The sequence below is a fragment of the Amycolatopsis alba DSM 44262 genome, from assembly GCF_000384215.1.
Taxonomy (GTDB): Bacteria; Actinomycetota; Actinomycetes; order Mycobacteriales; family Pseudonocardiaceae; genus Amycolatopsis; species Amycolatopsis alba.
The window spans coordinates 5399483-5413103 of the sequence record NZ_KB913032.1 but is presented as its reverse complement, the minus strand read 5'-3'; the positions used below and the strand labels follow the sequence as shown (position 1 = coordinate 5413103).

The following is a 13621-nucleotide window of genomic DNA, read 5'->3' as shown; positions in this document are numbered from 1 at the left end:
TGTTCGTGTTGTCGTCGATCGGACGCGGTTCCCGTCTGGCGGCGTCGACACGACGGAGGTGCGACGACCGGCCGAAAGGCCCGATAGCCATCAAAGTACTAGTCTGATTATGACTATGTCAACTCGGAAGGTCGGCCAGGACTCGCCCCGCGCCCGCCCGGCGTGCCGTCACCAGCCTTTCCAGCCTGGTGACGACGTCGGCGGGGGTCAGGCCGGCTTCGTTCTCATCCCGCACCCGGCGAGCCGCGGCCGCGTAGGACGGATCGCCGAGGATGGTCGTGATCGCCTCTCGGATACCGTCGATGTCCGCCTGCGCCGCCCGCGTGTCGATGGACAGGCCCGCCCCCGCCTCCTGGATCCGGCTCGCGCAGTCGAAGTGGTCGAACACCTGCGGCAGCACGAGTTGCGGGACACCGAGCGCCGCCGCGGTGAGCGCGGCGCCGCTGCCGCCGAGCGCGATGAAGAGGTCACAGGTGGGCAGGAACAGATCCAGCGGCATGAGTTCGACGACCCGCCACCGCTCCGGCAGCTCGCCGGCGAGGCCGACGTCGGATTTGCTGAGCGCGACGACCACCTCGACGTCCTCGAGCCCGGTCAGCGCTTCGACCACCCGCACCAGCGGCCGGGGCCCGCAGATCGAGAGCAGCGTCTTGCCGAAACAGATGCAGACACGTTTGCGCTCCGTCGGCCGCATCGCCCAGTCGGCCATGATCCCGGCTCCGTTGAACGGCACGTACCGCATCCGCAGGCCGGGACTCGCCTCCGGCGACTGCAGGCTCGGCGGGCACGGATCGACGACGAGATCCGAGCCGGGCAGCCCCGCCAGACCGAGACGTCCGCACAGCGGGGCGAGATTCCACCTCGCCCGGTCGTGGTACACCGCGCCTGTCGCGTCGACGCCGTAGCGGTGGGTCGCGACGGGGACGTCGAGCACCCCGCCGAGCACCCTGCCGATCAGCGCCGTCGAGTCGGGCAACAGCAGATCCGGCTGCCAGGCGCGGGCGAAGCGCTCGTAGTCCGCCAGCGCGTCGGTGGCGTAGACCGAATGCAGATCCGCGAGCATCTCCACCAGGAACCGGCCGTACACCGTCGTCTCCCGGTGCTTCCATTCCTCGACGGGGAACCGGTCGCCGGGGTCGACATAGAGATCCCGGTTGAAGTTCTCCGAAGAGCCGAGGCCGACGTAGCTGAACCCGGCCGCGTGGGCCGACGCGGCGATGTCCGGGGTACCGGCGAACAGCACCTCGTGCCCGGCCGCCCGCAGGGCCCAGGCCAGCGGCGTCATGGCCATGATGTGCGTCGCCGCGGACGGCGACGGCAGTGCGAGGACTCTCATCCGTGGCTACCTCCGCGTGCCGGTGACGAACTCGCCGATCGAAGCGACCATGTAATCGATCATTTCGCCGGTCACCCCCGGATAGACGCCGATCCAGAACGACTGCTCGGTGATCACGTCGCTGTTCCTCAGGTCCCCGGAGATCCGGTACGGCTGATCGATGTAGGCGGGTTGCCGGGTGAGGTTCCCCGCGAACAGCAGGCGGGTGCCGATCTTGCGGGACTCCAGGAAGTGCACGAGATCGCGGCGGGCGAAGGGCGCCGCCGGGTCGACCGTGATGACGAACCCGAACCAGCTCGGGTCGCTTTTGGGGGTCGGCTCCGGCAGGACGAGCCAGGGCAGGCCGTCGAGTCCCTCCCGCAACCGCCGCCAGTTCCGCTTGCGGGCCGCCACGAAGTCGCTCAGCTTGCGCAGCTGGCTCAGTCCCAGCCCGGCCTGGATGTCGGTCGTCTTCAGGTTGAAGCCCACGTGGGAGAAGATGTACTTGTGGTCGTAGCCGTGCGGCAGATCGCCCATCCGGTGGTCGAACCGCTTCAGGCACCGGTTGTCCTCGCCCGGCGGGCACCAGCAGTCCCGTCCCCAGTCGCGAAGGGACTCGACGACCCTGGCCAGCACCAGATTGTCGGTGAGCAGGCAGCCGCCCTCGCCCATCGTCAGGTGGTGCGCGGGGTAGAAGCTGACCGTGGTCATGTCGCCGAAGGTGCCGGTGTAGCGGTCCTCGTAGGTCGACCAGACGGCGTCGCAGTTGTCCTCGACGAGGAACAGGTCGTGCTCGGTCGCGAGCTGCGCGATCTCGGCGACTTCGAACGGGTTCCCGAGCGCGTGCGCCAGCATGATCGCCCTGGTGCGCGGGCCGATGGCCGCCGCGACCCGGTCCGCCGTCGTGTTGTAGGTGGCCAGGTCGACGTCCACGAAGACCGGGATGAGGCCGTTCTGCAGGACGGGGTTGACCGTGGTCGGGAACCCGGCGGCGACGGTGATGACCTCGTCCCCCGGCTTCAGCCGCCGGTCGCCCAGTTTCGGTGAGGTCAGCGCGCTCATCGCGAGCAGGTTCGCGGACGACCCGGAGTTCGTCAGATGTGCCTTGCGCAGCTTCAGCGCACGGGCGAACTCGCGCTCGAAGCGCAGCGCGGTGGCGCCGGAGGCGATGTGCAGTTCCAGTGCCTCCGCCACCATGGCCGCACGGTCGTCCTCGTCGAGTACGGCGCCGGAGGCCAGGATCGGGGTGACACCGGGCACGAACGCCCCGTCCGTGCGGCGGCTGCGATGCAGCTTTCGGGTCTGTTCCAGGATGGACTGCGTTGCCGGGTCGTTCATGCGTGCCGTCTCCGTTCGATGCTGGTGTCCTGCCACAACGTGCGCAGCGCGTCGGTCAGGGACCTGCGCGGTGCCCAGCCGAGCACCTGTCCGGCGACTTCCCTCACGATCCGCCGTTCCTCGAATCCCTTCGTCCGCCGGGAACCCCCGGTGGCCAGGGTGACCACGCGCGCGGTCACCCCGCTGACGTCGATCAGCCGCCGCACCAGATCGCCGACCGGGGTGAGCTCGCCCCGGCCGATGTTGATCAGACCGGCGGCTTCCGGCGTGCGCAGTGCCGCGAGGACGGCGTCGCCGATGTCGCGCACGTCGAGGAAATCGCCCCGGCCGCGGAGGACCGGAAGCTCGACCAGGGCGGGCCCGTCCGCGTCGGCGAGCCGGCGGGCCACCGACCCCAGCAGGCTCTCCGACGGCATCCCCGGACCGATGGCCGTGCTGAGGCGCAGCACGACCGCGCGGCCGTCCCTGGCGAGCACCGCCTCCGTGGCGCGCAGTTTGCCGCGGCCGTAAGGGCTGGTGGGCGCGGCAGGCGTGCCCTCACGCAGATCGACGGCCCCGGCGGGATTCCCGTATTCGTAGACCGTGCCGAGCTGGATCAGCCGCGGCGAGACCTCGAACAGGGCGAGCGCGTCGAGCAGGACGTCCACCAGCGCGGTGTTCGTCTCGGTCATTTCCTCATCGGAACCGCGCCAGACCACGCCCGCGGCGTTGACCACCGCGGTCGCCCGCTCTTCGGCGAGCAGCCCCGCCAGCCCCGCCGCTCCGCCGGCCACGACGTCGAACCGCCGGAACCGGTGGCCCGGAACCGGCGGCGGGCGACGGGCCACCGCGGTGACCTCACATCCGGCCGCCGTCAGGGCGGAGCACAGGTTCCGGCCGAGGAAGCCGGTCCCGCCGAGCACGACCACCCGCTCCGGCGCCCTCCCGCGCCCGAGCCGCGGCGTGCTGTTCGACATGTTCGGACCGTAGGCACGCCCGGACGATTTTCGTTGTAGCCGCGGTGGAAGCGGGGTCACGCCGCGGCGAAGTCGTCCAGCAGGCGGGTGTGGTGGGTGGCCCCGGCGAAGCGGGGATCGGCCAGTACCGCGTCGAGGTAGGCCGCGGTGGTGTGGACCCCGTGGCCGCGGACCCGCAATTCGGCGAGAGCGTTGCGCATGCGGGTGATCGCCGAAGACCGGTCGGGCGCCCAGACGATCACCTTGGCCAGCAACGAGTCGTAGTCCGGCGGGATGCGGTAACCACCGCACGCGTGGGTGTCCACGCGGACGAACGCCCCGCCGGGCGGCACGAACTCCTCCACCAGCCCCGGTGTCGGCAGGAAACCGCGCGCCGGGTCCTCCGCGTTGATCCGGCATTCGATGGCCACCCCGCGAAGTTCCACATCGGACTGCCCGAACCGGAGCCGTTCCCCCGACGCGATCCGGAACTGCTCCTGCACCAGGTCCACCCCGGTGACCATCTCCGACACCGGATGCTCGACCTGGATACGGCAGTTCACCTCCATGAAGTAGAACTCGCCGTCTTCGCCGACGAGGAACTCGAAGGTGCCCGCGCCGACGTAACCGGTCGCCAGCGCGCCGCGCACGGCCGCCTCGCGGATGCGCCGGGCCAGGCCTTCCGGCAGCCGGGGCGCGGGTGACTCCTCGATGAGCTTCTGGTGACGGCGCTGCACCGAGCAGTCGCGTTCGCCGAGATGCACGCAGTTGCCGTACGCGTCCGCGAGTACCTGCACCTCGACGTGCCGGGCACCGTCGAGGTAGCGCTCCAGGTAGACCCGGCCGTCGTTGAACAGCACCCGCGCGGTGGCGGTGGTCTCCTCGAAGGCGGGGACGAGGGCGCTTTCCTCGGTGACGATCCGCATCCCGCGGCCGCCACCGCCCGCGACGGCCTTGATGATCAGCGGGTAACCGATCTCGTCGGCGACGCGCCGGGCCGTCTCGACGTCGCGCACCGGTTCGACGGCGCCCGGCAGCAGCGGCAGCCCGGCCGCTGTCATGGCGGCACGCGCCGTGGACTTGTCCCCCAGCCGCCGCATCACCTCGGGCGGCGGGCCGATGAAGATCAGCCCTTCGGCCGCGCAGGCCTCGGCGAAGTCGGCATCCTCGGACAGGAAACCGTAGCCGGGGTGGACCGCCTCGGCGCCGCTGAGCAACGCCGCCTGGATGGTGACGGCGGCGTCGAGATAGCTGCGGCGCGACGGCGCCGGTCCGATGTGGACGACCCGGTCCGCGAGGACACCGACCCCGGCGCCGAGGTCCGCCGTCGAACAACCGGCCACCACCCGCACCCCCAGATCACGTGCGGCACGCGCGATCCGGACCGCGATTTCGCCTCGGTTGGCGATGAACACGCTGGAGATCATGACGCTCCTGAACTTCCGGGCTCGAGGGTGAGCAGCGGGGTGCCGAACTCGACCGGCTCGCCGTCGCCGACGAGGATCTCCCCGACGGTGCCCGCGCGGTCGGTCTCGACCGGGATCATCAGCTTCATCGCTTCGACGATCCCGATCTGCTGCCCCGCGGTGACCGGGGCGCCCTCGGTGACGAACGGCTCCGCGCCGGGTGACGCCGACCGGTAGAACACCCCGACGGTGGGCGCCGGAACGACGTGCCCGGCCGGGGCGGCGGCCGGCTCGGGGACGGACTCGGCGGGCTCGGCGGGCGCGACCGGCGTGCGGGCCTGGGACGCGGGCTCGCGCCACGACAGGTCGATCGACACCGAGCCCGCCCGCACGTGCAGCGCCGTCGGCGGGCGACCGCCCCGCTCCAGCAGGTCGGTCGCGACCTTGGTCGCCTCGCGCAGCAACGGCACGATGTCGCGCGGGCCGTCGGCGTCGTCCCGGCGGGTGAACGGGTCGATCACGCTGCCGGTGTCGAGTTCCGCGTTGTGCAGGTAGTCGTGGCGCAGCTCTTCGGTCACGGTCTTCCTCCTCTTACGGGCAGTGAACGGGTCAGTGATCGGCGAACGCGCGGAACCGCTCGTAGCGACGCCGCGAGCGGACGTCCGGGTCCAGCGCGCGCAGCCGTCGCAGGACGGCGGTGAGCGCGGTGCGGAGCGAGCGGGCGGCGGCGGCGTGATCGGCCTGGGTGCCGCCGTCCGGCTCGGGGATGACGCCGTCGACGATGCCGAGACCGAGCAGCTGCCGGGCGTCGACACGCATCGCGCGGGCGGCGACGGGCGCTTTCGCCGCGTCACCGAACAGGATCGCCGCGCAGCCCTCGGCACTGATCACGGAGTAGACCGCGCCGCCGAAGATGAGGACCTCGTCGGCGGTGGCCAGCGCCAGCGCGCCCCCGCTGCCGCCTTCGCCGGTGATGACCGCGACCGTCGGCACGCCGAGTCCCGCCATCAGCCGGATGCTTTCCGAGATCGCGTACGCCTGCCCGTGTTCTTCGGCCTCGATCCCCGGCGCCGCGCCGGGGGTGTCGATCAGGGTGACGACCGGGATGCCGAGCTTCTCCGCGAGCCGCATCAGCCGGGCGGCCTTGCGGTACCCCGCCGGGGACGTCATGCCGAAGTCCGCCGAGGTCAGCTCCGCCGCGGTGTGTCCTTTCCGGACTCCGATGACCACGACCGGCTCGCCGTCGAGCAGGCCGAGCCCGCCGAGGATCGCCGGGCAGTCCTTGCCGAGCCGGTCACCCCGCAGCTCGACGAAGTCGGAGCACAACCGGCCGAGGTAGTCGGCCGCCGTGGGCCGGGCGATGTCGCGGGCGTCGCGCACGGCCGCCCAAGGATCGACCTCCGGTAACGCCCCCGGATCCCGCACCACACCGTCGAAGTCCACTGTGGACGGTTTCGGGGTGACGGCCTTTCCGGTCACCGCGAGCAGCGACGCCAGCCTGGCGCGCAACTCGGCACGCGGATGCACGGCGTCGATCAGCCCGTGCGCCATCAGGAACTCCGCGGTCTGGAATCCCGGCGGCAACGGCCGGTTGATCGTCTGCTCGATCACCCTGGGACCGGCGAAACCCAGGCGGGCGCCGGGTTCGGCGATGATCACGTCGGCGAGCGTGACGTAGGAAGCGGCCACTCCGCCGAACGTGGGGTCGGTGACGATCGAAACGACGAGCACGCCCGCCGCGTCCAGCCTGCCGATGAGCTGGCTCGTCTTGGCCATCTGCATCAGCGACAGCGGCCCCTCCTGCATCCGGGCGCCCCCGGACGCGCTGACGATGACGAACGGTTCACGCCGCCGCAGCGCCTCCTCACCCGCGCGAGTGATCAGCTCCCCCACCGCGCCGCCGAGACTGCCACCGAGGAAGCGGAAGTCCATCACGGCCAGCACCGCCGGATGCCCGTCCACGGTGCCGCGCGCGCAGACCACGGCTTCGCGCAACCCCGTCGCGGCCCGTGCCGCGGCCCGCCGATCGGGGTAGGCCACCCGGTCGGTGAAGTCCAGCGGGTCCGCGTCCACGAGGTCCGCCTCGATCGGCACGACCGAGCCCTCGTCGAGCAGCCCGCGGATCCGCTCAGCGGCGGCGAGACGATGGTGATGACCACAGTCCGGGCACACCCCGAGCTCCCGCTCGACCCGCCGGGCGTAGAGCACGGTCCCGCACCCCGCGCACCGGAGCCATCGCGCGGTCTCACCCCCGGTCGCCCGCTCGGCAGTCTGGCTGGACATCGCCGCTCCTTCCGTCGGGGCCCGGCGTGACACACCGGCGACAGCGACCCTGCCCCGACACGCTCTACGGCCGCACGAAGAACGGTCGACCAGTCCCCCGCCCCCTCCCCGCTCCCGTCCGGCGGCAAGTCCGTGAAGGCCTCCTTGAGGGACTTGAATCCATGCAGTGGCGCGCAGCGTCTCCGTTGAGGGTGGCGGCGGGGGCATGGATGGACCTCAAGGAGGCCTTCACGGACCGCCGAACGGATCACCGGCGGAGATACAGTGGTCGTATGTCTCCGTCGAAGCCCCGCCGCTCGCCCGCACCGGAGCAACGGCAACGCGACGCGGAGCGCACCCGTCAACGCATCCTGGAAGCGGCGACCACCGAGTTCGCCGCGAACGGCTACGCCGGAGCGCGGGTCGCCGCCATCGCTTCCCGCGCCAAGGTCAACCAGCAGCTCATCTCGTACTACTTCGACGGCAAGCAAGGCCTCTACCAGGCGGTCGCCGACAACTGGTGGAGCTACGAACGAGAGCTGGTGCCGCCGGGCACCTCGCCCGGCGAAGCGGCCCGCCGCTACGTGCTGCAAGCCCTGCACAACCCGGATGGCGCGCGGCAGTTCGCTTGGAGCGGCCTGGAGTACCAGGGTTCCGAGGACGATCCCGATCGTGTCCGGCGTTCCGAACGCCTGCGGCGGGAGGTCGACGTGATCCGCGCCCTCCAGGCCGAAGGCAAGGTGTCGTCCGAACTGGATCCGGCGTGCCTGGTCGTCATGATGATGGCCGCCGCGATGGGTCCCACCACGCTGCCCCATGTCATCGAGGGCCTCTACGAGGTCGACGCGCGCTCATCCGACTTCCTGCACCATTACGCCGATCAGGTCGCGCTCGTCTCACGGCTGCTCGGCCTCGATGGCGCTCCGTCGGGAAAGCCTGCCGACGGCGCCGAGCGCCGGTGACTTTCGGCCGGCGACCGAGCTGCCGTCCTATTCGGCAGTTCTGAGCGCTTGAACTATTTGACGACGAAGCTCACTTGCTCGCGGGTCGTCGAAATTTGCAATACTCGCCAAGCCGCCCTCCCGGTACTGCCGAGCCATATCGGCATCGCCAAGTAATTCACAAGATATTGCAAGATCGTTCAATGTCACCCCCAGCAGCCATTGATCTCGAGTCTCCCGGTGAATCGCAACGGCAAACCGGTGGAAATCAGTCGATTCCTTGTAGCGTTCGAGGTCCCGGTAGGCCAGACCCGCGCCATTCAATGCCTGCGCTTCACGGCTGCGGTCGCCGTGCTCGCGCTGAAGCACAGCCGCCCGCTGATACGAGACAAGGGATTCGAAGACCTGGCCAACGGAACGCTGGATGTGGCCGTACTCGATCAACCAGTAAGCCTCCCATACGCGGTTGTCGTTCTTCCGGGCGATCTCTATCGCCTGAACAATCGACTCCAAGGCGTCAGCGTGTCGGCCAAGCTCGCGGTACGACCTGGCAAGCGCATGAAGGGAATCACCTGCACCGAGAGGATTGCCCGCCGATTTGTGAAAATCGAGATTCTCGACCGCGTATTCGACAGCCGTGACATTGTCCATCACCTGATGAGCGGTTACCCCGAGATTACCTCTTGCGACAGCTTGCCAGAATTGATTGTCGAGATCACCGGCAATGGCCAGACATTCCCTGAACAGTCGGCCGGCTTCCGTCAGCTCCCGTCGACGAAGATTCAGTTGCCCCATACCGTTGAGCGCCATCACTTCACCCAGCCGATCGCCGACTTCGCGACGAATCGCCAAGCACATGTCGAAGTATCGCGCACCGTGAACGAGTTGGTCAGTTTGCACACATACAGTGGCCATACTTTCGAGAAGTTCGGCCTCAGCCCTCTTGTTCCCCACCTGGCGAGCTGCTTTTATGCCGACTTCTGTCACGATTCGCCAGTCATCCAAAGGCCCGAGAATCCGGTAGATATGATGCAAGATCGAAGCAAATTGCCAGGCGGGCTCGTAAAGTCCGGCGTCGGCTGCCGCACGTGTCGCCGCCAGCAGATTGGGACGCTCCAAAGCGTACCATTCACTGGCTTCGGCGACCGTGGAAAATCCAGGAAAAGGAAGGTCAAACCGTGCGTTCGAATCGAGCACGACGCGCGGCGACATCGGATTCAGAGATTCCTGAAGTGAATCAGCACCGTGGACATACCACGCCAAAACTCGACGCAATGCCTCAGCCCGGCTTTCGTCGGATTCTTCCTCGCGAGCCTGATCATGGGCATAGAAGCGCAGAAGATCATGAAATTGGTATCTCCCCGGCGCAATCTGCTCGAGCATGTGAGCCCCCGCCAGGACATCCAGGACACGGCGGGCGTCACTCGTGGGAGTTCCCGTCAGCGCAGCAGTGGCGGACACGCTGAACACGGCTCCTGGATGAAGTGCCAGCAAACGGAAGAATCGCGCCGATTCTTCGGTCAGCGCCCGGTATGACCAGGCAAAGACACTGCGTACCGCATCCGCATCGTCATTGTCGCCCGCCAGCGCATCCCAAAGACTTGACTCGTCACGCAGTTCTCGGGCCAGCGCATCCAACGGCACGACAGGCTCTCGGGCGGCACGTTCCGCAGCTATCCGGAGCGCCAGCGGAAGGCGGCCGCAGAGACGTGCGAGCTCAACGAGCTGATCTTCGTCGTCATTGGCCCGATACCCTGCCGTCACGTCACGCAGCAGTGCCACCGCCTCGGACTCGGTGAGCATGTCCACCGTGAGGCGATGTGCACCATTATGGAAGACCAAGCTCGACAATCGACTTCTGCTGGTGACAAGGGTCAGACACTCGGAAGTCCCCGGAATCAGCGGCCTGGCCTGAGCTGCCGTGGCGACATTGTCGAGAAGAACCAAGATCCGCCGACCTGCCACCAGGGAACGAAAGAGAGATGCCTTGGCTTCCGCATCCACCGGAACAGCACCGCGCGGAACGCCAAGTGCTCGCAGAAAGTGCTCCAAGGCCTGCGTGGCCGCCACCGGCGGACCTGGGTCGTAACCTCGCATATTGACATACAGCTGGCCATCCGGAAATCTTGTTCGCACGCGATGGGCCCAGTGCACCGCGAGTGATGTCTTTCCGACTCCTGCCGTTCCCGCGACCACTGCCAGTTTGATCGCAGGTGGCTGACTCAATTCTCCGAGCAATATTCGATCGAGACGCTCGAGTTCGGCGACCCTGTTGACGAACCCTCGCACGTCCGCAGGTAGTTGTTGTGGCCGAACTGCCCACTGGCGCTGCGCTTTCCCGTGAAGATGTATATCCCCATGAACATCCCTGGCTTGAACGACCTCACTCGCCGAGCCAGACATCTCGGAATGGATTTCTCGGTCATCCCGATCCGTCAACGCTGCCTCAAATTCGGAGGTGCCAGCCCCTTTACTTTGGATTCAAAGTAGGCATCCACATCTTCACCGATCGCGTACAGCCCCTTGACAAGAGTCTCGCACCGCCGGGCAAGATTGATGTCAATCGTTCTCCGAGCGCCCGTCGGCCGCCCGTCATCCGAATAGAGGACCTTGTATACCGTATCGCTGCCTGCGACGATAATTTCAGGCAGCGGATCGATCTCCTCGTACTTTACTACATCCCTCGAGCTGACGACTCTGACTTTTTCGCCGACGCTGGCCGCAAGGCACAGGTAGTGGATTTCCCAGTGAACGTACGGCTGCAGCGGTTCATCGACGATGCGCACCCGGTAAAGGGTCACCCCTTGAGCGGCAGCTTCTTCGTAGTACTTCTGATAGCTGGGCCGATTCGCCTCTATCAGCCGGACCGACTCCTCCCAACGCCCTTCGGAGAATGCCAGCCAAGGCGGATCATCCGGATCACTGAAGAACTGACGACGCTCGACTTTCCAGGTCTCACGCGACCCATGGGGGTCTTGTCGCCGTTTACGAAAGTCAGAGCCGTACTCCTCAAGGGTCATCAACTCGCTGCGAGTGTCGTCGAAGAACTCAGACACCGGGAATATCCTTCTTCGCAGACACCAGCCTTGCCCGTGGAATCACTACCAGGCGCTCGTGTTCGGCAATACTGACCCCTTCCGGCAGGCGCGACCGGTATTCGGCGGTCAAGTCGGTGCCGACCACGACAAAATCTCCGTTGTCCAATTCCCACACGGTTGGACAGGTTTCATAGGGTGGCGACTTTTCGTCACCGAGTCGACGAAGGAAGGCCGAGTTCGGGTCCGCAATCCATGACTGACTCACAGTCGCCTCCAAATGATGGTAATAAAGACAATAATTCTATCACCAGTGAAAACGGATTACATCCACCGTCCGGTTGAACTGCAGATGGAATCACATTGCGAGAATTTTTCTCTTCTTGGATCACATCCCGCAGTCGCCGGGGCCAGATGACGGCTGTGTGGCGCCCCGGCAAGGTTCGCCCGGTTCATCCGGCCCGCGTTGTCACGTTTCCGGTGGCTGTCTCGTCCACCTGGTGACACGACTTCCGAAGGAGCCCCATGCCAGCCCCGTTGCGCATCGCGATCGCCGTCCAGACCCTCGCCGTCTTCCTCACCCCGATCACCGCGGGGCTCCTGCTGACCGTCCCGGCAGGCCACGCGCTCCACAGCGCCACGGCCTACACCCTGTTCGTCGTGGCCGTGCTGCATGTGCTCATCGCGATCCTCGTATGGCGGCCGGGTGGCGGTTCCCCCAAGCCGATCGTGCCCGCGGCCGTGTTCCTCGGCCTCACGCTGGCTCAGGTGTTCCTCGGGATCGCGCACGTGACGGTGGTCCACGTTCCGCTCGGCGTCCTGCTGTTCGGCTTCAGCCTCGTGCAGCTCAGCCGGATTCGCCGGCCCAGGGAAACAACCGTCACAGCAGCCGCCTGATCGCCGTCGCCACCAGGCCGAAGCCGAGAAGACGACGCCGTCCGGGCCAGCCGGAACCGCCCGCCGCGGAGAAGGCTTCCGTGGCGTCCGCGACCGAGGTGGTGACCCGGTGGCGACCTGCGTGGCCATCATGCCGCTGGTGGTCACGTCAGGGGGCTCGCGGACGGGGCGATGGGTCGTCTTCTCCCTCTTCCTCGTGCTGACACCCGTCCTGGTGTGGTTGTTCACAGCCTGCCGGGCTCGGGCGGCGCCGTTCGTACTCCACGGATGCTGACCGCACCGCTCCGAACCCTGCCGATATGGGGCAAAACTGGGGGAAGTCTTGTATCCGCAGGCCGGAATCGGTATGCAGAGGGCGGGATCCTGCAACCAGGGGGGTGCATGGAGATCGAGTTCCGGCTGTTCGGCGGGATCGAGGCACACCGTGACGGGCAACGGGTGGATCTCGGTCATGCCCGGCAACGGGCAGTTCTCGCGGTACTTCTGGCGGCGGCGAATCAGGTTGTGACCATCGACCAGCTCGTGGACCGCGTCTGGGGAGAAAGTCCGCCGAACACGAGCCGGAACACGTTGTACGGCTATCTGTATCGGCTGAGACGGGCACTCGGCGGCACGCCGGACGTGGTGATCACGCGGCAGTCGGGGGGCTATGTGCTGTCCGTCGACCCGCTGACCGTGGACATGCACCGGTTCGCCATCCTGCTCCACCAGGCCGGCGCCGCCGACGACGAGAAGGCTTCACTGGACCTGCTGGAACAGGCGCTCGATGCGTGCCGGGGCAACCCGTTCCCCGATATGGACACGCCTTGGGCGAACAACCTGCGCGAACAACTCACCCGGCAGCGCTTCGACGCGGAGCTGGACCTGATAGATCTCGCGGTGCGGCAGGGCAGGCACGCGGATTGGGTGTCACCGCTGGCCGATCGCGTCATCGCCCATCCTCTCGACGAGCGGCTGGCCGGTCAGTACATGCTCGTGCTCTACCGCGCGGGCCGCCAGGCCGACGCGCTGAAGCACTACCAGCACACTCGCAGGCAGCTGGCCGACGATCTGGGGATCGACCCCAGCCCGGCGCTACAGCGGCTCCATCAGCAGATCATGACGGCGGATCCCGCCTTGGACACTCCGCTGTCCACCGCCCCCACTCTGACACCTCGCCAGCTGCCACCGCCTCCATGGTCGTTCACCGCTCGTCGTGGTGAGTTCGCCCAGTTGAGCAAGGCGCTCGACAACGACGCCGTGAAGATCACCGCCATCGTGGGTGGCGGAGGCATGGGAAAGACCTGGCTCGCGTTGCAGTGGCGCACGAGAATCTCGCCCTGTTTCCCGACGGCCAGCTGTTCGCCGACCTGCGGGGGTTCGACCCGACCGCGGAACCACTCGTACCGCAGGTGGCCTTGCGGGGCTTCCTCGACGCCCTCGGCGTGGCCGCGGCGGCGGTCCCGGTCGACACGCAGGCTCAGATCGGGCTGTACCGAAGCCTGATCGCGGG

General features: G+C 67.4%; 12 protein-coding genes. 3 read left to right on the top strand and 9 right to left on the bottom strand.

From position 1 onward, the window contains the following. Positions 1 to 118: 118 nt before the first annotated feature. Genes AMYAL_RS46135 through accD form a run of 6 tightly spaced genes read right to left on the bottom strand, consistent with a single transcriptional unit; the run spans position 119 to position 7277 of the window. Positions 119 to 1336, bottom strand: a complete 1218-nt coding sequence (locus AMYAL_RS46135; protein ID WP_020634135.1) for a nucleotide disphospho-sugar-binding domain-containing protein — start codon at positions 1334 to 1336, stop codon at positions 119 to 121. A 6-nt stretch (positions 1337 to 1342) separates the two neighbouring features. Further along, on the bottom strand, positions 1343 to 2653 hold the full coding sequence (rfbH, locus tag AMYAL_RS0125690) for a lipopolysaccharide biosynthesis protein RfbH (protein WP_020634134.1): 1311 nt from the start codon (positions 2651 to 2653) through the stop codon (positions 1343 to 1345). Then, positions 2650 to 3609: an NAD-dependent epimerase/dehydratase family protein gene (locus AMYAL_RS46130; protein ID WP_020634133.1), complete on the bottom strand. Its 960-nt coding sequence runs from the start codon at positions 3607 to 3609 to the stop codon at positions 2650 to 2652. Before AMYAL_RS46130 ends, rfbH begins: the two co-directional genes overlap by 4 nt. A 56-nt stretch (positions 3610 to 3665) precedes the next feature. Next, the gene (locus AMYAL_RS0125680) at positions 3666 to 5015 is read right to left on the bottom strand and encodes an acetyl-CoA carboxylase biotin carboxylase subunit (protein WP_020634132.1); all 1350 of its coding nucleotides are present in this window, start codon (positions 5013 to 5015) and stop codon (positions 3666 to 3668) included. Further along, positions 5012 to 5572 carry an acetyl-CoA carboxylase biotin carboxyl carrier protein gene (locus tag AMYAL_RS0125675; RefSeq protein ID WP_020634131.1) on the bottom strand — a complete coding sequence of 187 codons (561 nt, stop codon included), beginning with the start codon at positions 5570 to 5572 and terminating at the stop codon, positions 5012 to 5014. The genes AMYAL_RS0125680 and AMYAL_RS0125675 overlap by 4 nt, the downstream gene beginning before the upstream one ends. A gap of 31 nt (positions 5573 to 5603) precedes the next feature. Next, a complete protein-coding gene (gene accD / locus AMYAL_RS46125) occupies positions 5604 to 7277 on the bottom strand; it encodes an acetyl-CoA carboxylase, carboxyltransferase subunit beta (RefSeq protein ID WP_020634130.1) in 1674 nt (557 codons plus the stop codon). Between the two features lie 272 nt (positions 7278 to 7549). Between accD and AMYAL_RS0125665 the strand changes: the two genes are divergently transcribed. Then, on the top strand, positions 7550 to 8218 hold the full coding sequence (locus tag AMYAL_RS0125665; protein ID WP_020634129.1) for a TetR/AcrR family transcriptional regulator: 669 nt from the start codon (positions 7550 to 7552) through the stop codon (positions 8216 to 8218). A gap of 27 nt (positions 8219 to 8245) precedes the next feature. Here the strand turns inward: AMYAL_RS0125665 and AMYAL_RS48560 are convergent, their stop codons facing one another. The 3 genes from AMYAL_RS48560 to AMYAL_RS48555 all read right to left on the bottom strand — a co-directional run bounded on the left by AMYAL_RS48560 (position 8246) and on the right by AMYAL_RS48555 (position 11500). Then, complete coding sequence (locus tag AMYAL_RS48560; RefSeq protein WP_245193042.1) at positions 8246 to 10486, bottom strand: ATP-binding protein; 2241 nt, start codon at positions 10484 to 10486, stop codon at positions 8246 to 8248. A gap of 146 nt (positions 10487 to 10632) precedes the next feature. Then, positions 10633 to 11253, bottom strand: a complete 621-nt coding sequence (locus AMYAL_RS0125655) for a DUF6879 family protein (protein WP_020634127.1) — start codon at positions 11251 to 11253, stop codon at positions 10633 to 10635. Then, positions 11246 to 11500: a hypothetical protein gene (locus tag AMYAL_RS48555; protein ID WP_084702151.1), complete on the bottom strand. Its 255-nt coding sequence runs from the start codon at positions 11498 to 11500 to the stop codon at positions 11246 to 11248. Before AMYAL_RS48555 ends, AMYAL_RS0125655 begins: the two co-directional genes overlap by 8 nt. Before the next feature lie 257 nt (positions 11501 to 11757). Here AMYAL_RS48555 and AMYAL_RS0125650 point away from each other — a divergent pair, with 257 nt between their 5' ends. Beyond that, entirely contained in the window at positions 11758 to 12129 is a 372-nt protein-coding gene (locus AMYAL_RS0125650; protein WP_020634126.1) for a hypothetical protein, read from the top strand. A 381-nt stretch (positions 12130 to 12510) separates the two neighbouring features. Then, the gene (locus AMYAL_RS50400) at positions 12511 to 13614 is read left to right on the top strand and encodes an AfsR/SARP family transcriptional regulator (protein WP_245193040.1); all 1104 of its coding nucleotides are present in this window, start codon (positions 12511 to 12513) and stop codon (positions 13612 to 13614) included. The last annotated feature ends 7 nt before the right edge of the window (positions 13615 to 13621 follow it).